General features: G+C 39.5%; 23 protein-coding genes and 1 pseudogene. 12 read left to right on the top strand and 12 right to left on the bottom strand.

The genetic code is table 11. The features are described from left to right. Positions 1–141: 141 nt before the first annotated feature. From lgt to ACZ5V8_RS02395, 7 genes are all read left to right on the top strand, one after another. Positions 142–987, top strand: coding sequence for a prolipoprotein diacylglyceryl transferase (gene lgt, locus ACZ5V8_RS02425; RefSeq protein WP_464218201.1), 846 nt, complete (start codon positions 142–144; stop codon positions 985–987). After that, the gene (locus ACZ5V8_RS02420; RefSeq protein ID WP_464218200.1) at positions 971–1,804 is read left to right on the top strand and encodes a thymidylate synthase; all 834 of its coding nucleotides are present in this window, start codon (positions 971–973) and stop codon (positions 1,802–1,804) included. The genes lgt and ACZ5V8_RS02420 overlap by 17 nt, the downstream gene beginning before the upstream one ends. Next, positions 1,804–3,054 (top strand): phosphoglycerate dehydrogenase, encoded by a 1,251-nt coding sequence (serA, locus tag ACZ5V8_RS02415; RefSeq protein WP_464218199.1) that lies wholly within the window; start codon positions 1,804–1,806, stop codon positions 3,052–3,054. The genes ACZ5V8_RS02420 and serA overlap by 1 nt, the downstream gene beginning before the upstream one ends. A gap of 5 nt (positions 3,055–3,059) precedes the next feature. Next, positions 3,060–4,271: a tRNA lysidine(34) synthetase TilS gene (gene tilS / locus ACZ5V8_RS02410; protein ID WP_464218198.1), complete on the top strand. Its 1,212-nt coding sequence runs from the start codon at positions 3,060–3,062 to the stop codon at positions 4,269–4,271. Positions 4,272–4,407: 136 nt separating this feature from the next. Continuing rightward, positions 4,408–5,868, top strand: a complete 1,461-nt coding sequence (gene gnd / locus ACZ5V8_RS02405; RefSeq protein WP_464218197.1) for a decarboxylating NADP(+)-dependent phosphogluconate dehydrogenase — start codon at positions 4,408–4,410, stop codon at positions 5,866–5,868. A 17-nt stretch (positions 5,869–5,885) separates the two neighbouring features. After that, positions 5,886–6,407: an outer membrane beta-barrel protein gene (locus tag ACZ5V8_RS02400; protein ID WP_464218196.1), complete on the top strand. Its 522-nt coding sequence runs from the start codon at positions 5,886–5,888 to the stop codon at positions 6,405–6,407. An 85-nt stretch (positions 6,408–6,492) separates the two neighbouring features. After that, entirely contained in the window at positions 6,493–7,896 is a 1,404-nt protein-coding gene (locus ACZ5V8_RS02395) for a leucyl aminopeptidase (protein WP_464218195.1), read from the top strand. Between the two features lie 200 nt (positions 7,897–8,096). Here ACZ5V8_RS02395 and ACZ5V8_RS02390 read toward each other — a convergent pair whose 3' ends face one another. From ACZ5V8_RS02390 to glyQ, 9 genes and pseudogenes are all read right to left on the bottom strand, one after another. Next, on the bottom strand, positions 8,097–8,498 hold the full coding sequence (locus ACZ5V8_RS02390) for a helix-turn-helix domain-containing protein (RefSeq protein WP_464218194.1): 402 nt from the start codon (positions 8,496–8,498) through the stop codon (positions 8,097–8,099). Further along, positions 8,482–8,805 (bottom strand): type II toxin-antitoxin system HigB family toxin, encoded by a 324-nt coding sequence (locus ACZ5V8_RS02385; protein ID WP_464218193.1) that lies wholly within the window; start codon positions 8,803–8,805, stop codon positions 8,482–8,484. Before ACZ5V8_RS02385 ends, ACZ5V8_RS02390 begins: the two co-directional genes overlap by 17 nt. Positions 8,806–8,831: 26 nt before the next feature. After that, positions 8,832–9,011: a hypothetical protein gene (locus ACZ5V8_RS02380; RefSeq protein ID WP_440615853.1), complete on the bottom strand. Its 180-nt coding sequence runs from the start codon at positions 9,009–9,011 to the stop codon at positions 8,832–8,834. 91 nt (positions 9,012–9,102) lie between these two features. Next, the gene (gene ilvD, locus ACZ5V8_RS02375; RefSeq protein ID WP_464218192.1) at positions 9,103–10,785 is read right to left on the bottom strand and encodes a dihydroxy-acid dehydratase; all 1,683 of its coding nucleotides are present in this window, start codon (positions 10,783–10,785) and stop codon (positions 9,103–9,105) included. A gap of 21 nt (positions 10,786–10,806) precedes the next feature. Then, positions 10,807–11,343 (bottom strand): alpha-isopropylmalate synthase regulatory domain-containing protein, encoded by a 537-nt coding sequence (locus ACZ5V8_RS02370; protein ID WP_464218704.1) that lies wholly within the window; start codon positions 11,341–11,343, stop codon positions 10,807–10,809. A 150-nt stretch (positions 11,344–11,493) separates the two neighbouring features. Beyond that, positions 11,494–12,516, bottom strand: a pseudogene (thrC, locus tag ACZ5V8_RS02365) (threonine synthase); the annotation flags it as partial. Positions 12,517–12,620: 104 nt separating this feature from the next. Further along, entirely contained in the window at positions 12,621–12,917 is a 297-nt protein-coding gene (locus ACZ5V8_RS02360; RefSeq protein ID WP_440615856.1) for an acetolactate synthase small subunit, read from the bottom strand. A gap of 4 nt (positions 12,918–12,921) precedes the next feature. Then, entirely contained in the window at positions 12,922–14,634 is a 1,713-nt protein-coding gene (gene ilvB / locus ACZ5V8_RS02355; protein WP_464218191.1) for a biosynthetic-type acetolactate synthase large subunit, read from the bottom strand. A gap of 449 nt (positions 14,635–15,083) precedes the next feature. After that, on the bottom strand, positions 15,084–15,971 hold the full coding sequence (glyQ, locus tag ACZ5V8_RS02350) for a glycine--tRNA ligase subunit alpha (protein ID WP_117003820.1): 888 nt from the start codon (positions 15,969–15,971) through the stop codon (positions 15,084–15,086). 304 nt (positions 15,972–16,275) lie between these two features. Here glyQ and asnS point away from each other — a divergent pair, with 304 nt between their 5' ends. Then, the gene (gene asnS / locus ACZ5V8_RS02345; protein ID WP_464218190.1) at positions 16,276–17,679 is read left to right on the top strand and encodes an asparagine--tRNA ligase; all 1,404 of its coding nucleotides are present in this window, start codon (positions 16,276–16,278) and stop codon (positions 17,677–17,679) included. A 12-nt stretch (positions 17,680–17,691) separates the two neighbouring features. Here the strand turns inward: asnS and ACZ5V8_RS02340 are convergent, their stop codons facing one another. From ACZ5V8_RS02340 to ACZ5V8_RS02330, 3 genes are all read right to left on the bottom strand, one after another. Continuing rightward, positions 17,692–18,015 carry a helix-turn-helix domain-containing protein gene (locus tag ACZ5V8_RS02340; protein ID WP_464218189.1) on the bottom strand — a complete coding sequence of 108 codons (324 nt, stop codon included), beginning with the start codon at positions 18,013–18,015 and terminating at the stop codon, positions 17,692–17,694. After that, on the bottom strand, positions 18,005–18,361 hold the full coding sequence (locus ACZ5V8_RS02335) for a type II toxin-antitoxin system RelE/ParE family toxin (RefSeq protein WP_464218188.1): 357 nt from the start codon (positions 18,359–18,361) through the stop codon (positions 18,005–18,007). The genes ACZ5V8_RS02340 and ACZ5V8_RS02335 overlap by 11 nt, the downstream gene beginning before the upstream one ends. A 68-nt stretch (positions 18,362–18,429) precedes the next feature. Continuing rightward, positions 18,430–18,993, bottom strand: a complete 564-nt coding sequence (locus ACZ5V8_RS02330; RefSeq protein WP_464218187.1) for a hypothetical protein — start codon at positions 18,991–18,993, stop codon at positions 18,430–18,432. A gap of 339 nt (positions 18,994–19,332) precedes the next feature. Here ACZ5V8_RS02330 and murJ point away from each other — a divergent pair, with 339 nt between their 5' ends. The 4 genes from murJ (at position 19,333) to ndk (ending at position 23,012) form a co-directional block, all read left to right on the top strand. Then, a complete protein-coding gene (gene murJ / locus ACZ5V8_RS02325; protein ID WP_464218186.1) occupies positions 19,333–20,877 on the top strand; it encodes a murein biosynthesis integral membrane protein MurJ in 1,545 nt (514 codons plus the stop codon). Between the two features lie 63 nt (positions 20,878–20,940). After that, on the top strand, positions 20,941–22,014 hold the full coding sequence (locus ACZ5V8_RS02320) for a LysM peptidoglycan-binding domain-containing protein (RefSeq protein WP_464218185.1): 1,074 nt from the start codon (positions 20,941–20,943) through the stop codon (positions 22,012–22,014). Positions 22,015–22,023: 9 nt separating this feature from the next. Continuing rightward, positions 22,024–22,485, top strand: coding sequence for a hypothetical protein (locus tag ACZ5V8_RS02315; protein ID WP_464218184.1), 462 nt, complete (start codon positions 22,024–22,026; stop codon positions 22,483–22,485). A 101-nt stretch (positions 22,486–22,586) separates the two neighbouring features. Further along, positions 22,587–23,012: a nucleoside-diphosphate kinase gene (gene ndk / locus ACZ5V8_RS02310; protein ID WP_464218183.1), complete on the top strand. Its 426-nt coding sequence runs from the start codon at positions 22,587–22,589 to the stop codon at positions 23,010–23,012. The last annotated feature ends 12 nt before the right edge of the window (positions 23,013–23,024 follow it).

Genomic DNA, 23,024 nt, shown 5'->3' with positions numbered 1-23,024 from the left:
TAAATAATTGTAGCAAACAACTTGATAAGCGAAAGTGTTTTTTCACTGTCTTTGTTTATAAGATTTTATTGGCGCTAAACGCTATAAAATCTTACCTGATCTCGCTATAATATGCCTACTTTTGATCTATTAATAAGACAAATGCTTATCTACCCAAACATTGACCCAGTTGCTTTATCACTTGGTCCGATAAAAGTGCACTGGTATGGCATCATGTATTTAGTCGGCTTCGCTGGTGCGTGGTTTCTATCGACGCTTCGCTGCAAGAAATGCTACAGCCCAATTACCAAAGCACAAGTTTCTGATATGATTTTTTACGCAGCCCTAGGGGTGATCCTTGGCGGGCGTATTGGCTATATGCTGTTTTATGATTTTAATAACTTCATTCATGCACCTTGGATTATCTTCAAAGTTTGGGATGGCGGTATGGCATTCCATGGTGGTTTAATCGGTGTAATTCTTGCTATTTCATTATTTTGCCGCAAGTATAAATGCAATGTTTTTGATATCTTAGACTTTATCGCGCCGATGGTGCCGATTGGTTTGGGTGCGGGACGCTTGGGTAACTTTATCAATGGTGAGTTATGGGGACGTGTTACTGACTCATCGATTGGCATGGTGTTTCCTAATGGTGGGCCGCTGCCACGTTACCCTTCACAACTTTTAGAGTTTGCGCTTGAGGGCGTTGTATTATTCTTGATCTTGTGGTTTATCTCCAGAAAACAACGTCCACGCCTATTTGTTTCTGCAAACTTCTTATTATGGTATGGTTTATTTAGATTTATCGCTGAATTTTTCCGCCAACCGGATCCACAAATGGGCTACATGCTCTTTAACTGGATGACCATGGGACAACTGCTTTCGACACCAATGGTTGTTGTAGGCTTGATTATTTTGTTATATATCACTACACAAAGAACGCAAAAAACACAAGAAGCAGAAGAAGCAGAAGAAAAGACGAAGGATAACAATGCAGCAATATCTTAATTTTTTGCGCCACATCAAGGAACATGGCGTCACCAAGGCTGACCGCACCGGCACTGGCACACAAAGTGTCTTTGGCTATCAAATGCGTTTTGATTTAACAGAAGGCTTCCCATTAGTTACGACTAAGAAAATTCATATTAAAAGTGTCATTCATGAATTATTATGGTTCTTAAAGGGAGACACTAATAATAATTATCTTGCCGAACATGGTGTGCGCATCTGGAACGACTGGGCACTTGAAGATGGTGATTTGGGTCCTATTTATGGCAAACAATGGCGCAGTTGGCAAACACCTGATGGTGAAGTGATTGATCAAATCGAAGAAGCCATCAACTTAATTAAAACTCGCCCTGATTCAAGACGAATCATCGTTAATAGTTGGAATCCTAGTGTTTTGCCCGATGAATCGATCTCACCACAAGACAATGTCAAAATGGGCAAAGCGGCATTACCCCCTTGTCACACGCTATTTCAATTTTATGTTGCTGATGGTAGGTTATCCTGCATGCTCACCCAACGCTCAGCCGATGCATTTTTAGGTGTGCCTTTTAATATCGCCTCTTATGCGCTGTTAACGCATATAGTCGCCAAAGAGTGTGATCTTGAGGTCGGTGAATTTATTTGGTCAGGAGGTGATTGTCATATTTATAGCAATCATCACGCGCAAATTGATGAACAGCTAACACGCACCCCACTGCCGTTGCCAACGTTACATATCAAACGTAAGGCATCAACAGTTTTTGATTATCAATTCGATGACTTTGAGATCGTTAATTATCAATGTCACCCAGCCATTAAAGCACAGGTAGCTGTCTAATGAACGAACAAGAAAAACAAACCACCTCTCTTGATCGCAGTGCGATTAAAGTGCTATTACTTGAAGGTGTACACACCCAAGCGCATAACGCTTTTATCAAAGCGGGCTATAGCAATATCACTTCACTGACGCATGCTTTGGATGATGATGCCCTTATTGAAGCTATACAAAATGTTAAGATCGTTGGCGTGCGTTCACGCACACAATTAACCGACAAAGTATTAAAGGCTTGCCCTCATTTAATTGCCATTGGTTGCTTTTGCATTGGCACCAATCAGGTGGATTTAACAACTGCCCAAAGCCTTGGCATCCCCGTTTTTAATGCGCCTTTTTCTAACACACGTAGTGTGGCTGAGCTTGTCATTGGTCAGATGATTTTGCTCTATCGCAATGTTGTTGACAAAAATATGCAGATGCATCGTCAAAATTGGATAAAATCGGCCAGTGGCGCACATGAAGTACGTGGCAAAACACTAGGTATTATTGGCTATGGTCATATAGGCTCTCAAGTCAGTGTGTTAGCAGAAAGCCTAGGTCTTAAGGTATTTTTTCACGATATTGAAAATAAACTCCCCCTTGGCAATGCCACCGCCAGTGTTAACTTAGAGGTATTATTAAACAAATCAGATATTATTACTTTGCACGTGCCAGACACACCAGCTACTAAAAATATGATTACTGCCAAAGAGCTTATGCTCATGAAAAAAGGCAGTGTATTGATCAATGCCTCACGCGGTAGCGTTATTGATATCCAAGCCTTAGCACAAGCAATTAAAATCAAACATCTAAAAGGTGCGGCAATTGATGTTTTCCCAAAAGAACCATCAAGTAATGATGAAGTTTTTGAAAGCGCGCTTATAGGGCTTGATAATGTATTTTTAACACCACATATTGGTGGCAGTACCTTAGAAGCACAACAAAACATTGCCGTTGAAGTGGCTGATAAGCTCATTAAATATAGCGACAATGGCTCCACCATCTCAGCCGTGAATTTTCCAGAACTTTCTCTACCAACACAGGATAATGTTCATAGAATCTTGCATATCCATGAGAATAAGCCAGGGATGATGCGCGCGATTAACCGTGTTTTCTTTGATCATAACATCAACGTCGAAGGTCAGTTTTTGCGAACCCTTGCTAATATTGGCTATGTTGTTATTGACATTGATAGTAGTGAAGAAACCTCACGCGCCTTACTGCAAAAGCTTAAAGCCATTGATGGCACGATTCGCTCACGCGTTTTATTCTAGAATCCATGCATCCGGCAGTTGACCTCATTGATAACGTTGTAACACAACATCATATTCAACATATTTATGTTGCTTATAGTGGAGGTGTTGATTCAACTGCCTTGTTGCACTTAACGGCACAGCTAAAGAGTAATATCAATATCCACGCCATTCACATTCATCATGGCTTAAGTAAAAACGCCGATCACTGGCTTGATGTTTGTCAGGCGCAAGCAACTGATTTAAATATCAAATTTATTGCCCACAAACTTTCACCGCCAACTAAGCGTAAGAATATTGAAAACTGGGCACGCACTGAACGCTATGCATTTTTTAAATCCGTGATGCAACAGACACCTAATAGTTTATTGCTTACCGCCCATCACCTTGAAGATCAAGCAGAGACTTTTTTATTGCAAGCATTGCGTGGGCATGGTTTAAAAGGGCTTGCAGCGATTGCCAAAGAGAAAACTTTTGCCAATGGCTTATTGCTTCGTCCTTTTTTAGATCTTAAAAAGAGTGAACTTATACAATATTGCCAAGATCATGATCTAGTATGGATTGAAGATGAAAGCAATCAATCCACTGATTTTAGGCGCAATGCCCTTCGTCACAATATCATGCCAAAACTACGTGAAATAGCACCGCAAGCAGGCACCACACTCGCGCGCAGTGCCGAGTTATGCGATGAAGCTGATCGTTTAATACATGAGTTATTAGCACCACATTTGAAAAAAATAGCTACTGATAAACGTCTTGATCTGCTTCAGTTTAAAGGGTATTCATCGTTACAGCAAAAGCAACTCTTAAAAATGTGGCTAACTGAACATAATATTTACCCTTCGCAAGCGCAGTTATTACAAATTCACGCTGGCACACAGAATATGCAAAGTAATTGGCACTATACATTAGCTGAAAATCATTTATCTATAACCAAAGGTTATTTGCTTATTGAGGGCAATACAGCACAAGCCTCATTAACCGCTACTGACATCGATATATTGCATTGGCTTAATAAACAACAGCAAACAACATTTGCATTAGATGATTTAATGATTCGCTCGCGTCAAGCAGGGGATCGTTGTCGCCCAATTGATCGTCATAAAAGGCAACGCTTAAAGGTCATCTTCCAAGAGCAAGGAATCTCTGTCCAAGACCGAACAAATGCACGAATTATTACCTTAGCGACTAAACCTGATCACATTATTGCCATATACCCTTTTTTTATTTGTCATTGACATACCGATATCAACTCAAGAAACTTCTTTTACTTAAATCTTGTTACCTTTTTTCACCTCCAATAAAAGCCTTTATCTTGCCTGACTAAAGTTTTAAAATGCTCGCAAAATTCAGAATAAGTTTAGGAGCGTTTTGATGCAAGCACTGCAACAAAAGGTAGATATTGCCGTTATTGGTTTGGCAGTAATGGGACAGAATCTAATTTTAAATATGAATGATCATGGCTTTTATGTTGTTGCTTACAACCGTACAACGAGCAAAGTCGATGAGTTTTTAAATGGCAATGCCAAAGGCACAAACATCATTGGTGCATACTCAATTGAAGATATGCTGTCTAAGTTAAAGAGCCCGCGCAAAATCATGCTAATGGTCAAGGCCGGAGAGGTGGTTGATCAGTTTATCAATGCCTTAATCCCACATTTAGATAAAGGTGACATCATTATTGATGGCGGCAACTCCAATTTCACCGATAGCGAACGTCGCACGCATGCACTTAAAGCTAAGGGCATATACTTTATTGGCACGGGTGTTTCAGGTGGTGAGGAAGGCGCGCGTTTTGGACCATCAATGATGCCTGGTGGCATGCCTGAAGCATGGAATGCAGTCAAGCCTATTTTCCAAGCAATTGCTGCTAAAACACCCGCAGGTGAAGCATGCTGTGAGTGGGTTGGCAATGGCGGCGCTGGTCACTTTGTCAAAATGGTTCACAATGGTATCGAATATGGTGATATGCAGCTCATTTGTGAAGCGTATCAGTTTATGAAAGATCTGTTAGGCTTAGACAATGAACAACTAAGTAAAATCTTTGAGAAATGGAATAAAACCGAATTAGATAGCTATTTAATTGAGATTACTACTAACATCCTCAAGTTCAAAGATGCTCAAGGCTATGTTATAGACCGTATCTTAGATACTGCCGGTCAAAAAGGCACAGGCAAATGGACAGGTATCAATGCACTTGATTTAGGCATCCCGTTAACACTCATTGCTGAGAGCGTTTTCGCGCGTTGCATCTCTGCACAAAAAGATATTCGTGTTGAAGCTGAAGCCATTTACGGCAAGAAATCATATGCTAAACTTACCGTTTCTGAGGAGTTATTACATGATTTACAGCAATCACTGTTATTTGCCAAAATCATCTCTTATGCACAGGGTTATATGCTCATGCAAGAAGCCTCTCAACATTACAACTGGGATCTTAATTACGGTGATATTGCGCTGATGTGGCGCGAAGGTTGCATTATCCGCAGCGTATTTTTAGACAAGATCAAAGCCGCATTTGACAATAATGCTCAATTACAAAACTTACTATTTGATGATTATTTTAAAAAGATTATTAGCAATGCACTGCCAAGTGTTCGACGCATCGTTGCCAAAGGCATTGAAGCTGGTGTTGCTATGCCAGCATTGACTTCAAGCTTAAGCTTCTTTGATGGCTTTACCACAGGACGCTTGCCGGCAAATTTACTTCAGGCACAACGTGACTACTTTGGCGCGCACACCTATGAGCGTTTGGATAAAAAACGCGGTGAGTTCTTTCATACAGATTGGATTGGCTCAAATAGTAACGTATCCTCCACAGGTTACAGTATCTAATAACAAGGATTAAGCTTATGAAAAAAATATTATCATCTCTCACACTAGCTAGCCTAATCACTACAAGCTCTGTCTACGCAGGTCTTTATGTCGGCGCCCAAGGTGGGGTTAGTCACTCCTCAAGCGAGTTAAATGCCGATAACAATATCACCACAGGTTTTCTTGTTGGTTATCAGTTTTCGGTTTTCCCACTATTAAAACTTGGTGTTGAAACAGAGCTAAACTATCTCAACAGCACGGTTAAGCTCAACAATCAAACGGGTGATTTAACGACTATCCCATTTTATGCTACCGCCAATTTAGATTTGCCGCTTGGTTTAAATTTAACGGCTAAATTAGGTTATGCTTATAACCGCATCTCAGGCATTGATGAAAACCTATTTCCTAATACATTATGGCGCCCAGCGATTGCCATTGGTATGGGCTATCAGATCTTAGGTTTTAATATTTTCTTCCAAAGTAGTCGTTACTTTCTATATAACCGCGGTGAACAACCTTTTGCTGACGCTTATACCTTTGGTGTTAGCTACGAATTCTAATCTGCTGATAGTAACTTGCAAATCGCTTTGTATCTATGCGACACTGCAACCTCTGAATTTGTAATCTAAAATCATGAGGGATATTATGCAAATTAATGCACTGACACAAAGCCCATTACAGACTGAAATCGTATTTATTTTTGATAACGACGACAGCACAATCACCACCATTCAAGATGCACTGACGCAGGGACTTTTTAAAGCAAAAGTCGCAAGCACCTACTTTGGCGTAGATAATGGCAAAAACTATCTTGCCGTTGGCTTAGGTGAAAAAGATAAACTAAACACCAATTCTCTAAGAAAGGCTGTTGCCGCTCTATACAAGCAATTAAAATCATTAAACATTGATCGTTTTGCGGTAGACACCCAATCGATTGGTGATAATCATATCCGCACATTTGTTGAAGGACTCATCAATGCTGCTTATGTCTTTGATCAATTAAAATCTGAGAAAGAAACCTTCAAACTAACGCAAGTTGATATTGTTACCCAATCAGCTAGCGAAGTAGCTAATGAAATCCACGTTGCACAAGCAGTAGCGCACGGACAAAACTACGCCAAGGACCTAAAAAACTTTCCAGCAAATATCTGCACCACTGATTATTTATTAAATGAAGCTAAAAAGTTAATGGATAGTAGCAAGCATGGATCATTACATTACATTGATGAAGACGAAATGCATAAACTCGGTATGGGTTGCATTACGGCTGTAGGACGTGGTTCTAGCATGCCAAGCTATATTGCTTGCATGGAATATCGTGGTGGTAACAAAGATGACAAACCAATCGTGTTAGTTGGCAAAGGCTTAGTCTATGACACAGGCGGCTTATGCTTAAAACCATGGCAAAGCATGGGTAGCATGAAGATGGATATGGGTGGTGCTGCCGCTGTCTTTGGAACAATGAAGGCAATCGTTGAGCTTAACTTACCAATTAATATCATCGGCACTGTTGCCTTGGTTGAAAACTCACTTGATGGTGACTCTTATCGTCCAGGTGATGTCTTGACAAGCATGAAAGGCATTACGGTTGAAATCGGTAACACCGATGCCGAGGGTCGTTTAGCACTTTGTGATACATTGACTTATATCGAGCGCTATGATCCTAAGGTGGTTATTGATGTTGCTACTTTAACAGGTGCCATGGTCATCTCTCTGGGTGGCGACATAACTGGATTATTTGGCAATAATGACGCCTTAGTAAATGATATAAAGCTTGCTGCTGAAGAAAGTCATGATCACGCATGGCATATGCCTTTACATCAAGCGTATCATGAACAGTTAAAAAGTGAGATTGCTGATGTTTATAATATTGGTGGTCCTGCTGCAGGTAGCATTACAGCAGCCCTATTCTTATCCAAATTCACTGAAAAATATACTTGGGCACATTTGGATGTTGCAGGCTCAGCAATGAAAGGCTTTGAGAAAGCCACTGCCACTGGTCGCCCTGTACCGATGTTGACTCAATACATAATCAACCAAGTAAAATAAACCGTTGGCTGAGCGAAGTCGAAGCCACCATTGCGTGATTGTTAGCTGAGCTTAGTCGAAGCCAACCATTGCGTGATTGTTAGCTGAACGTAGCCGAAGCCTTTCTTAGAGAGGCACCCTTCGACTGAGCTCAGGGCATGGGAACGCTATTTATCTACTTATCTATCCCCATAAAAATGGAAGGATCTACTAAAAAGACCCTAAAACCATGTACTAATGGAAACATTAAAACGCTTCGACAACGCTTTAATATGCTCGAGTGTTAATTCCCTTTCACCATTTAGAATCTTAGACACCAGTGACTGCGAACCAATCTCAGGCAAATCTTTCTGAGTTAGACCATTTGCTTTTATTAAATAAGCTAAGATATCTTTAGCCTCTGCACTATTATCTGCACCTAAATGCTTCTGTTCATAATAAGCGACTTGCTTAGCTAATGTTTTGGCAAAAGATTGAAGCTCTGCTGTTCTGTCATCTGCTGACAAACTCATGAGCTCGCGCAATAATCGCTTTGATGCCTCATACTGTTTCTTGGTTTTATATGCCTCTAAATATGGCATTAATAAAACCCAAGATTTACTAATATCATTTATCGTTAGCATGCTTCTTTGCCTCTTTTTTGAGTATATATTGCTTTTTATTATACTCTTCATGCGTCCATATATGGCTCACATCAATCACTGCAAAATCATAATCAACAATCGTTACCATGCGATAATTATGTCCTGCCACATCAAAAATTGTAAAAACATGATAAACATAGTCTGCTGTTTTAAATGTTTCAGTCAGGTGTCTAACCCCATCAAAGTCATTGCTTTCTATGATTTTAAGAAGCGGATCAAAACTTTTCTTAGCACGCGCATGCTTCTTACAAAACTTTATGATAAGCTCTTTGTTAATGATTATCATCGCTGACTTACTTAATAGCTATCTAATTAATTTGCTTCAGAAAACAAACCCATTAAATAGCTATCAAAGCTACGTGATAATGATTTCAATAATTTCTGCTTTTCTTTAGCTCGCTTTGCTTTATGCGTTTTTTCATGAAACCCTGCATTATAATTAAGTTTAGCAAGGCTCTTTGCTACCGGATTTATCTTGCCTTTTTTTAGCATTTTTTACTCCTTGTTGTAAATCTTGCTCAATTATGACAAATTGTCATCAAAAACACCAGATGATTTTATGACTTTTTGTCATTTTAAAAATTTACAAATCAGTGACACATCCCTCAGAGGCAGAAGCAACTGTCTTAATATATTTCTTCAAAGCGCCCTGTTTAGCTTTAAGCTCAGGAGCTAGCCAATTCGCACGACGCGCGTTAAGCTCATCATCCGATAGATCAACATCAATGCGATTATTGACAGCATCAATTGTGATCTTATCTCCATTTTGAATCAACGCAATATTACCTCCTGCTTGTGCTTCAGGGGCAATATGTCCAACGATAAAGCCATGTGAGCCACCCGAAAAACGCCCATCAGTAATCAATGCGACATCTTGTCCTAATCCCGCGCCCATAATTAATGACGTTGGTTTTAACATTTCTGGCATGCCAGGTCCACCTTTGGGTCCTTCATAGCGAATAACAATGACATCACCTTTTTTAACGCGCCCCTTTTCAACGGCTGTTACTAATTCTTCTTCAGCATCAAATACATTGGCAATGCCTGTAAACGTTTCACCTTCTTTTCCTGTAATCTTAGCCACTGAACCTTCAGTCGCGATATTACCAAATAGCATTTGTAAGTGCCCTGTTGCCTTCAACGGATTAGTTAATGGCCGAATGATATCATTATCTTGTGCCAACTCTTGGACTTCAGCTAGATTTTCAGCCAATGTTTTACCCGTTACGGTCATACAATCGCCATGCAACAACCCTTCTTTTAGCAACATTTTCATGACAGCCGGTGTGCCACCAATTGCATGCAAATCTGCCATCACATATTTTCCACTTGGCTTAAAGTCTGCCAGTAATGGCACTTTGTCACTGATACGCTGAAAATCTGCCAAAGTTAATTTGACACCTACCGAATGCGCAATAGCGATTAAATGGAGCACTGCATTGGTTGAACCACCCATTGCGGTAATCACAACCATCGCATTTTCAAAGGCGTGTTTGGTCATGATATCGCGTGGCTTAATATCTAATGCTAATAAGTTCTCGATAACGCTACCGGCTCTATCACATTCTTGAATCTTTTTCACATCGGTCGCTGGGGTTGATGAACTAAATGGCAAGCTCATCCCCATTGCCTCAATCGCACATGCCATGGTGTTAGCAGTATACATGCCACCACAAGCCCCAGCACCAGGGCATGCTTTTTTAATCGTCTCAACGCGCTCTTCTTCACTAATACTGCCTGCTAAGCATGCTCCATAGCTTTGGAAAGCTGTGACGATGTCGACAGGTTTGCCACGCACGACACCGGCTTGAATCGTACCACCATAGATCACAAAACCTGGGCGATTTAAACGCCCCAATGCCATCATACATCCAGGCATATTTTTATCGCATCCAGGAATAGCGACCAATCCATCATACCAATGCGCAGACATCACAGTTTCAATAGAGTCAGCGATTAAATCGCGTGATTGTAGTGAATAGCTCATGCCATCGGTTCCCATTGAAATGCCGTCACTAACACCAATCGTATTAAAGCGCATGCCAACAAGATCTGCTTTGGTGACACTATGTTTTACATATTGTGCTAGTTGATTTAAATGCATATTACAGGTATTACCCTCATACCAAACACTGGCAATACCAACTTGTGCTTTGTTCATATCCGCTTCATGCATTCCCGTGCCATAGAGCATGGCTTGTGAAGCACCTTGCGTTTTATCCTGAGTTAGCACTTGACTGTAACGATTTAACTTTTGATTTGTCATTATGATTATATTCCTTTGTTTTTATGCCGGATGCGCAATATTGTACGCATCAATAAACGCTTCAACAGATGCTTGAATAATATCAGGCGAGACGGCTTTGCCTACGGAGTTTTGACTGCCTTTTATCAACTTCATTTCGACATAAACAACTGCATCAGCACCCTGCCCGCGAATCTGTACTTTGTAATCAGTCAACTGATATTGAATCTCACTAGGGCATGCTTTACATAAAGCTTGAATAATGGCATCAACGGGACCAACTCCTTTATTTGATGCATAATAAAGCTGACCATTGAGCTCGACGGTAACTTCAGCGTCAGCAATTTTATCTTGCCCTGTGGTCACTTTAAATGACACAACTTTTAAAATATCACTATGTGTGACATCAATCATCTCCATCGCATCTTGCACAATATCCTGTAAGTCTGAAATATGAATAGCACGCCCTTTTGCTAAAAAGCGCTCAATGCAACTTTGCACCTTAGCAATTAAGTCATCATTGTAATTCGCGCCAAACAAATCTTCCAATGCCTTTTTGGTTTGAGTAGGATTTGGCATTTCTCTAAACAGCACTTGATCTTTTTCAACGAATACCATCGTTTTATTATTAAAAAAATTACTGTCATAAAGTTTGTCAAAGTCTTTTTCATTTGGATAAATAATCGGCGGTTGGATCGCTGATTTCAACACCACTGACGGATCTTTTAAACCTTCGCCTGATAAAACACACACAACGCGACTTCCTGTTTTAATCAAGCCTTGTTCTTTTTTCTTAAACAAATGTGCAACCGTTGCTGCTGAGGCACTTTCGACAAACAAGCCTTCCTGTGTAGATAGATAATATTGTGCTTTGAGCATATCAGTATCACTGACCGCTGATGCCTCACCGCCAGTTTGATAAATCGCGTCAATCGCTTTATCACCATCAATCGGGAAAGGCACGGCAATCGCCGTCGCAATTGTATCGGCACGCTCTAATGGTTCAAGGTGTTTTGCCTTCTTATCAAATGCATTAACTAATGAGCAAGCACCGGTTGATTGTACACCGACTAGGCGTGGTATCTTATGAATAAGTCCTAGGTCTTTATACTCAGCAAAGCCCTTAGCATAAGCCGTAATATTAGTACCACAGCCAACCGGAATAATTACTTCATCCGGCACTTGAAACAATAGCTGATCGATGACTTCAAAGGCACCAGTTTTTTGTCCTTCAACACGAAAAGCATAGTCTCCTGCTAGGAAAAACTTGCGTGATTTAGCAATCTTGAAAGCCAGATTCGCCGCATCATTATAGCTACCCTTAACCTGAATAATTTTGCCCCCGAATGAAATAACTTGCGCAAGCTTCGACATCGATACTCCTTCAGGCACGACAATAAAGCATGGCATTTTAGCTGCTGCTGCATAGCATGAGCATGACGCTGCCATATTACCTGTTGAGGCCAATATTACCCCTTTGGCGCCTAATTCTTTGGCAATGCTAATATCAACTGCGGAGCCGCGATCTTTAAACGAACCTGTTGGATTTTTGCCCTCAACTTTGAAATATAAATCAATGCCCAACTCTTTGCCCAACACTTTGCTTTTAACAAGTGGAGTCGCACTTTCACGTAATGATACAAAGTTAGCGGGTTCCTGAATTGGCATTAAGGGTAAATATTTAGAAAGGCAAGGAGCAGCGGAGACAAAATAATCTAAATTAATCTTACGTCGGATGTGCTCAATATCCATTTGCACTTCCCACGGAGAGCTCTCGCCGGCAAAAACGAAATCATCCGTTGTCACCACATCTTTGGTGTTAAAATCTAGCAGTTGATACATGTACTTTTTATCCTTTAGGCGACTTTCAGTGATTCTTTGCTTGCAGTTTCTTCAGTAGTAATTGGCATACTATTTGAAATCTGGATATCAATCACTTCAATCACTTTGGCAAGTTGTCTGGTCACTTTCTGGATTTTTTCATCATTAGAATGCAGCACCAAACTAAAATGTGACACCCCTTTATTAGCAGTTTCAAAAACATTCATCTGCTCGATATTAATTCTATGGCGTGAAAAGATCGATGAAATACGCTGTAAAACGGATAAAGCATTTTCTGTTGTCATTGAGATAAAGTAAATTTTCTGTTGCATGATCTTACCCTCCTACGGATAGTTGTGTATCACTGATTGAAGCACCTGCTGGCACCATCGGGAAAACATTTTCTTGCTGCTCAACCACCACTTCTAAAAAGAATGAGTGTGTTGAATCTAGCATCTCTTGAATACTTGCCTCTAAATCCGAGCGATCAACGACGCGTTTACCGCGGATACCATAGGCTTCGGCGACTTTGACAAAATCGGGAGATGAGATGTTAGTGTATGCATAACGCTCTTCAAAAAAGAGCTCTTGCCATTGTCTTACCATCCCAAGATAACCATTATTCAGAACGATCATCTTAAGATTAATTCCTTCTTGGTTAAGTACGGCAAGTTCTTGGATATTCATCTGAAAACCACCATCACCTGCAATGGCAATGACCTGTTTTTGCTCTTTAACACCAAGCTTAGCGCCAATAGCTGCAGGCAGTGCAAATCCCATCGTTCCCAAGCCACCGGAAGTAATATGACTATTGCTATTTCTAAATTGATAATAACGTGCTGCAATCATCTGGTGTTGACCAACATCACTGACGATAATGGCTTCCCCTTTTGTCTTTTGAGATAAAAGTGCAACTACTTCCGCCATTTTTAACTCGCCTGTTGCAGGTTTTGTTTCATTTTTGATAACGGCATCATATTCTTTGGCATGATGCTCAACAAACACCTTATGCCAATCATCATGTTTATTCTGACAAACATAGGGTAATAATGCAGTTAATGCTTCTTTGGCGTCGGCATGAATCGCCACATCGGCTTTAACGTTTTTATCAATTTCTGCCATATCGATTTCAATATGAATGACTTTAGCGTGTGGTAGATAACGCTTGAGATCCCCCGTAACTCGATCATCAAAGCGCATACCCACAGCAACAACAACATCAGCATCATTGCATAAGACATTAGCCGCATAATTGCCATGCATGCCAAGCATGCCTTTATACAGTGGATGTTCTACAGGGAAAGAGGACAAACCTAATAAGGTACTAACCACCGGCATATCTGCTTTTTCTGCCACCTTTATAAATACTTCTTCAGCGCCGGAGATCATGACACCATGGCCTGCAATCATAATCGGTTTTTTCGCCAAATTAATCAATTGCGATGCTTGGTGCACACTATCCATATTAATCATTGGCTTTTTAAGCCACTTTGGTTTAGACACTTCCTGCTTCACTGCTTGATGCGCACTAATATATTCCATCATCCCTACTTGTGCATCTTTGGTGATATCTATGAGTACTGGACCTGGGCGGCCATTTTGAGCAATTTCAAAGGCTTTCTTGAAAACACTTGGAATTTCATTTGGATCGGTGATTTGATAATTCCATTTAGTAGCAGTAATGGTCATGCCAATAATATCTGCTTCTTGAAAAGCATCAGATCCTAATAGGCTGCTAAATACCTGACCCGTAATACAAACCACTGGGATAGAGTCAATAAGGGCATCAGCTATACCGGTGATAAGATTCGTCGCGCCAGGCCCCGAGGTGGCAATCGCAACACCAACACCACCTGTTGCGCGCGCAAAGCCAACGGCACCATGAATCGCAGCTTGCTCATGGCGCACTAACACATGGTGAAGCGTATCTTTTGCATCATACAGTGCGTCATAAGTTGGCATAATCGCGCCCCCTGGATAACCAAAAACAGTACGAGCCCCTTCCTCTATTAGTGCTTTAACAATTGCTTGTGCGCCGGTTATTTGCATACCTACTCCCTACTGTCTCTATTTCAATTTATTCACATATTTTTTCTTCAACACCACAAAATTAAATAAGAAACAAAAAAAAACCCGCATCCTCCTTTGCTTGGAAGATGCGGGTTCTCTAATCTTGGCTTTTCTTAGCTACAGCCGCGCACCTTCCGATCGTCCAATGACGACCAGAATAATAATCAGGATCAGGCTGATTACCGGTGAACGTAGCATAAATTAATCTCCAAAATTTGCATTTTTTATGTATTTCTGTGTCTTTATCAACAAATGCTTTGCATCTGTTTTGAACAACATAGCTATTAAACTAGCAATAGATTTTGCGAAACACAATCTTTTATTTATAGTTTTTTAAAATTTATTTTCTTAAGTGTGAACGTGGGTATTTAGTTCACTAAATTTAGAGGTCGACTCGTATAATGGGTCACGATCAGAATATTCAGAAGTCAAACATTACTCAAAATTGGAAACCCGAGTTCCTCACGGGTTTTGTAGTATACTTCAGCCACACCTCGTGATAATGTGCGCACACGTAAGATATAGCGCTGGCGCTCAGTTGCAGAAATCGCATGACGCGCATCTAGTAAATTAAAGGTGTGTGATGCCTTAAGCATCATCTCATAGGCGGGTAACGCCAAGCCTTTTTCTAAAAGCCGCGCACTTTCTTTCTCAAGAAAGTCAAACTCACTAAAGAGATGCTCAACATCGGCTTCTTCAAAATTATATTGTGACATCTCGCGTTCATTTTGTTGGAACACATCGCGATAATACACAGGACCCATTGCCGTATTTGCCCACAGTAAATCATACATACTATCAACATTTTGCAAATACATTGCCAAACGTTCAAGTCCATAAGTAATCTCACCAGTAACTGGCTTACATTCTAAGCCACCAACTTGTTGGAAATAGGTAAACTGGGTCACTTCCATGCCATTTGCCCAAACCTCCCAGCCTAAGCCCCAAGCACCCAGGGTAGGCGACTCCCAGTTATCCTCAACAAAGCGAATATCATGTTCTAATGGATCAATACCTAAAACACGTAGTGAACCTAAATATAGCTCTTGTAATTCTTTAGGTGATGGCTTCATTACTACTTGAAATTGATAATAATGCTGCCCACGATTAGGGTTTTCACCATAGCGACCATCGGTTGGGCGACGCGATGGTTGCACATATGCTGCATTCCAACTCTCAGGACCAATTGCTCTTAAAAAAGTTGCCGGATGAAAAGTGCCAGCACCCACTTCCATATCCAATGGTTGCACAATCATACAACCTTTTTCTGCCCAATATTGCTGAAGTTTGAAAATAATATCCTGAAAACTAAGCATTAGCGATTATCCACATTCATCACATCAAAATTGCGCTAAAGTATATACTTATTGGCTGTTATTTTATAGTGTTTATCTCAAGCCTCATGTCAATTTGCAATCTTGTTCTACCGCTTAAGTATAAATATCGTTATAATCGCTTGCGAAATTTTGATTAAATGAAACCATATTGAACATGACCTTGTAGGGGCATATTGCATACGCCCCTTTGTTGCATATACGCTTATGATAAAACTTCAAGCGATATTCAGATCAAATATGTCATGCTAGATAAATAAAATAGATAGTATAGGTAAAAACTAATATGACACAAATACATACCGCAAAAGCACTATTTACCACACCAAAACTTATTGGGCAAAAAGTAACCGTCAGAGGTTGGTTAAGAAGCCGTCGCGATTCAAAAGCCGGACTTTCCTTTCTTGCCATTCATGATGGCTCATGCTTTGACCCCATTCAAGCAGTTGCTGAAAGCTCACTTGCTAATTACCAATCAGAGATTTTAAATCTAACTAAGGACTGCGCACTTGAGGTAACCGGCACATTAGTCGCATCACAAGGCAAAGGACAAAGTGTCGAAATCCAAGCAGATGAAGTGATTGTTCATGGCTGGATTGATAACCCTGAAACCTATCCCGTGTCACCCAAGCGCCACACGATGGAGCACTTAAGGGAACATGCACATTTACGCGCTCGCACCAACCTGATCGGTGCAGTTTCACGCATGCGTCACACATTAGCAAATGCCATTCATAATTTCTTTAATGATCAAGGCTTCTTTTGGGTTAATACACCCATTTTAACGTCAAATGACTGCGAGGGTGCTGGTGAGTTATTTCGCGTTTCAACATTAGACCAGTTGAACTTACCCAAAAATGATCAAGGTAAAGTTGACTACACTCAAGACTTCTTTGGGCGTGAAACTTTCTTGACTGTTTCTGGTCAGCTGAATGTTGAGACCTATTGCATGGCATTATCCAAGGTCTATACCTTTGGTCCAACGTTTCGCGCAGAGAACTCAAATACCTCACGACATTTGGCTGAGTTTTGGATGGTTGAACCTGAGTTTGCCTTTGCTGATCTGAATGATGATGCTGATTTGGCTGAAAAACTCTTAAAATCAGTGATTAAAACCATTATGCATGAACGCCAAGATGATCTAAAGTTCTTTGATCAGTTTATGGAAAAAGGCTTAGTCGATAAGTTAAACTCCATAGTGAACAATGACTTTATCCGCGTTGAATATACTGATGCTATTGAAATCTTAAAAACCTGTGGCAAAACGTTTGACTATCCGGTTGAATGGGGCTTGGATTTACAATCTGAACATGAGCGCTTTTTGTGTGAAGAACATTTCAAATCGCCAGTAGTTTTAATGAACTACCCAAAAGACATCAAAGCTTTTTATATGCGCTTAAATGATGATAATAAAACTGTTGCAGCGATGGATGTGCTAGTCCCTGGCATTGGTGAGATTATCGGTGGCAGTCAACGTGAAGAGCGCCTTGAGATACTTGATCAGCGCATTGCTGAAACTGGTGTCGATGCTGAAGGCTTATATTGGTATCGTGATTTACGTCGCTATGGCACAGTACCACATTGTGGCTTTGGGCTTGGATTTGAACGTCTATTAGGCTATATCACGGGCGTGCCAAACATTCGTGATGTGATCCCATTTCCACGCACACCGGGTAACGCGAAGTTTTAAGAACGAGATAATCTAAGCCATCGCAAAATTGATATTTGATGGCGAATTTTTAGCAGGATGAATATTAATATCAATATCCTGCCCTAGCTTCAAAAGAATGCTAAACATGCGATCAATTGTGAAGCCTGCAAAGTTACCATTGACGATTTTTGATAAATCACCCTGTGCAACACCTGTTAATTTTGAGGCTTTAACTTGCGTAATTTTTTCTTCTTTAAGTAACTGACTTATTTTGAGCGCTAGCTGTGCTTTTGCCTGCATTTCAACAGGATCATTAAAACCTAAATCCTCAAAAACATTGCCAGAGCCTTTGTGATATTTAATTTCATTTGTCATGATCAATCTCCAATTGCTTTGCTTCAATTAAACGCTTTAATATCATTTCAATATCTTGCTTTGGTGTTGATATACCGCGCTTAGATTTCTTCTGAAAACAATGCAACACGTAAAGTGTTTCACCAATTTTCACCGTATAAGCACACCGATATGTATCACCATCATGGTTTTCAACTACCTCGATCACTGCTGCACCGCTAAACTGTTTTCCTGTCAATGGTTTTGCATGGTGATGCTTTTCACCTATTTGTGCCAAGTGCAGCGCATAACCCATTGCAGAGCGCACTTCCTCAGGAAAGTTTTTCAGGTCGTTCAGTGATGAGCCTAGCCAAATTATTTCTTTCATATGAATGTATGCTTATACTTAATATAGTAAATATACTATATTTTTGAATTAAGTCCAATCGATATGGATTATTTGGCAACGTTAGAATCATCTTTCTTTTTTAAAACTGAATGAAGATCATTATCATTTTTCACAAAATCATTTAATTTTTGCATAGTATTTGATGGGTTATAACTAATTGCGTCTAACCCATTTTCTGGATGTAAAATACGATCTTCAAACTCCTTAATATCATCCATAGTATTATTTATATCTTCATGTAAGGTATTTATATTTTCATGAATCTCATCAATAGATTTCTTTTTTTCTTCAACAACTTTTTCACAATCAACAATACGCTCCTCAATAGAATTTTCATTTCCTTCGTAATGCACTATCTGATCATATGCAGCTTCTATTTCAGAAATTTTTCTCTTAACTTCATTGTTATCAATGTCATCTTTTAGCTGTATAATTTGATTATGCACGTTTTGTACACACTCAAACATATTGGAAAAATCATGGCACTTCGAGTATATTTTCTCATGATCCTGATTAATATCTTTTATATTTTTAAGCCTTTCCTCAAGATCAGAAATCATAGATAACAACTCAGCTTTATTCATTTGTTTAATACTTTTTTCATTATTCATTACAAAACATCCTTTTGCATCATTTCAACATAGCTATAAAGCTTCTTGAAAAACATAACATCATAATACTCTGTTCATTAATTTTATAAAAGCGCTTACAAATACCATTAGCTTGACGAGTATATGCCTTAGCTCTAGTATGATCAATATCTTCTAAATCTTCATTTTAGACTCAACAAGTTCGCAAACATAATAATACAATTTTTTTGACCTAATCATAATTACCCCATACAATCATGACAAGTAATGCGAAAGCCGATTTTATAAATGATAATAAACAGCATCAATCCACAATATTTATATTCACCTAGTAATTAAGTGATTAGTAAGGGCATTTATTTGAGAAAACAAAACAAACCTTTATTTAAATCAACGTTTACCCTTAGTTTCATCACACTCATCTCGCGTATTTTCGGATTTATTCGCGATATGCTTTTTGCTAAATACTTTGGTGCTACTGCAACGATGGAGGCTTTTTTGGTTGCCTTTCGTGTCCCTAATTTTATGCGCCGCTTGTTTGTCGAAGGATCATTGACACAGGTGCTTGTGCCAAGCTTAAGCAAACAATCATCTCATAAACGGTTAAATTACTTATTCTCTACCTTGCTCAACATTATTGCCTTAGCAAGCTTTCTGATCTCATTAACAGGTATTATTTTTGCCAGCATTTGGGTGATGATTTTCGCCCCTGGCTTTTATCATGATCAAGCGCAATTCATCCTTGCCAAAGAGCTACTACAAATCATGTTCCCCTACGTGTTTTTCATTTCCATTTCTGCTCTTTTCTCCGCTCTTTTGAATCGTTATGAACAATTTAATATCCCCGCATTCATGCCCTGTATTTTAAACATCTGCATGATAATCTTTATTCTAAGTGCCTCACACTTTAAAGCGCCTATTTACGCCGTTGCTTGGAGTGTGTTTATCGCAGGATTCATTCAAAGTGCCATTCTATTTATATGTGTACGCCGTTTGAGATTTAGGCTCACACTGATTTTGCGAAAACCCAGTTACCATTTAAAGCGCATATTAAAATCACTATTACCCGGCATCTTCGGTGCTTCAGTCGTGCAAATCAGTTTATTGCTTGACACTATCTTTGCCTCATTTTTAACTGTTGGCAGCTTGTCATGGCTCTATTACCCTGATCGCTTAAATCAGTTTCCTTTAGGTATTTTTGGCATTGCGATTGCCACAGCCATCTTGCCCAAGTTAAGTAATATCAAAACCTCAGCACACAATTTTAGTCAAATCGTTAATTGGGGGATGAAGCTTAGCCTTATCATCACAATTCCTGCGGCCTTTGCGATGAGTGTATTATCCGCACCGATTCTAATTACGCTATTCCAATATGGCAAATTTAGTGCCTTTGATGTCATCCAATCGCAACGTGCCTTGATCTGTTTCGCCATTGGACTCATTGCTTTTGTGCTTATCAAAGTATTTATTTCAGCACTCTACGCTAAAGGACATACCAAAGCGGCATTAAAAATTGGTATGATTTGCATTATCTGTAATATTCTAAGTAATATCCTATTCATTCTAATTCTTAAAACACACCATTTAGGTTATCTGGCATTAGCTATTTCAACGACCATTACTGCCAGCATCAATGCATGGTTGTTATATCTAACCTTAAGGCGTATTACTCATGTGCGCCTTGATCTTGCGACATTCACTCTTATTATCAGAGCCATTATCGCCTCAAGTATTATGTTTTTTGTTTTGTATTATCTTAAACAGGATATAGGGTATTGGTTAGCACTGAACTTTGAATCCCGCGTTTTAAATTTATTGATTATTATTGGCATTGGAAGTATTAGTTATGTTTTTTGTTTGTTTCTCGTGGGTGTGCGCTTGAAACATATTAAGCTTAGCATATAGTCATTGCTGCTATTTTCGATTACAATCACGCCTTAGATTGATGACTTATATTAAGGAGAGGCTGTGAAAAAAAGTACCAGACTTTATCTCAAATCACTTACTCTAATGACTGCGGCATTTACTGTGCCAAGCTTTGCGATTACCACCTATACCGTTAAGTCAGGTGATTCACTGTGGCGCATTGCCAGTAAACACAGTATCTCAGGCATTCCTAACAAAGATATGATTGCCGCGATTAAAGGGATCAATGCTAAAGAAAGCCCTTCAATTAATGATAATATTGTTAATGTTAATCAGAAGCTTTTAATTCCAAGCACCAAGGCAGAACTTGAAGATGGTTTAAAGCTTTATAACCTAAGACATACACAATACCTCACGCCAAAAGCGCCCACACCCGCTCCAGTTAAAACTAAGCCAACAGTTGACGCACCAAATACAACTGAGGGACTAGAGAGCGCAAATACCAACACACCTACTTCTGATAATCAGCAAACCACAGTAGTGTCTAGTAACAACACATCTAGTAGCGCTAATAGCTCGATAGATAATACCAGAGAAAACACACAAGAGGGTGTTGTTATTCCTACAGCAAATACTGACAATCAATCTCAATCCACCAGTGACACACAGACCACAGTCACTACTGAAACAAAAAGCTATAGTAGTAAGTGGTATATTATTCTATTAATTATCATTATTGCCCTGTTGGTATGGCGTCGCCGTTATAAACGTAAATCATCAAAATCAAATGACGATAAACGCCTATTAAAAGAGCAGTTTTATGCCAGACAGCCTGAGGTAAAGGTTAATATCGACACACCAGTTAACGCATCAAATGATAAAAAGACTACCAAAAAGAAATCCAAAGATGAACTTGCAGTTCTGCTTAAAAAGGCCGATGAATTAATTGAAACACATGATATTACTCAAGCTAAAGCCCTCTTACAAGAGGCGTTAAATAGCGATGCTAAGAATCTAAATATTCGTCTTAAGATCTTAGCAGTCTACGCTGCTGATGGTGATGAGATTTCATTTAATAGTGAGCGCGATTATTTGGCATCTAATCTTTTACCTTATGATGATAATCGTTGGCTAGAAATTAACGCACTTTATAATAAATATTTTGGTATTAATTAAGGATATCCCATGAGTGAACAAACAACGACAACTAGCAAGAAGGCCTCTAGTGGCAAGCAAACCGTTGCCATTTTGGTACTACTTATCCTTGCTGGTGTCTTACTGTATATGGCTTTTATTTTCTTTGCTAAATTTCAAGCTTATAAGAAAATCTCAGAGAACTTAAAGGTTGAACTACAAAGCAATTACAATCAATATTTAGCACTTAATCACACCACGGTGAATAATGTCATTCATATGCATAACTATGACTATGCACAAACCATTAAGGCACTTGGTGGCGTGTTTGGCAATATTCAATGCACAACCCAGTACAGCTGTGAGATTAATGGGATTGTTTATCATTTTGAGGTTAAAAACCAAGGCAGTAGCGCGCGTATTGCAGGTTATCATGCTAATTTATCCAATGAAACGGTAAAGGCTGCAGATAATAGTTTTGTCGTGGCGCAAACTTATTCAAAATATTTTTAAATTTCTTTTCATTCCTTTGCCATCAGCTTAATCTTGCAATCCCTTCGTTCATTTGTATAATGCCCAAGACTTTTATCAAACATAAAATAAGGAAAATACACATGACTATTGAAAGAACCCTTTCGATTATCAAACCTGATGCAGTTGCTAAAAATGTCATCGGTCAAATTTACTCACGTTTTGAACAAGCAGGTCTTAAAGTCATTGCCGCTAAAATGAAACAATTATCAGCGCAAGAAGCCGGTGAGTTCTATGCCGTGCACAAAGAGCGCCCCTTCTATAATGACCTTGTAAAATTCATGAGCTCAGGTCCTGTGATGATTCAAGTATTAGAAGGTGAAAATGCTATTCTTAAAAACCGTGAATTAATGGGTGCTACTAATCCTAAAGAAGCTGCAGCTGGTACCATCCGTGCTGATTTTGCTGATAGCATTGATGCCAATGCCGTTCACGGCTCAGATGCGCAAGAAACAGCTGCTGTTGAAGTCGCTTTCTTCTTCAGTGGTTTGGAAATTTGCGCACGTTAATGTTAATTTTTC

Source organism: Cysteiniphilum sp. GTC20157 (assembly GCF_055396795.1).
The sequence above is the reverse complement of the archived record's forward strand: the minus strand, read 5'-3'. Positions and strand labels throughout refer to the sequence as shown.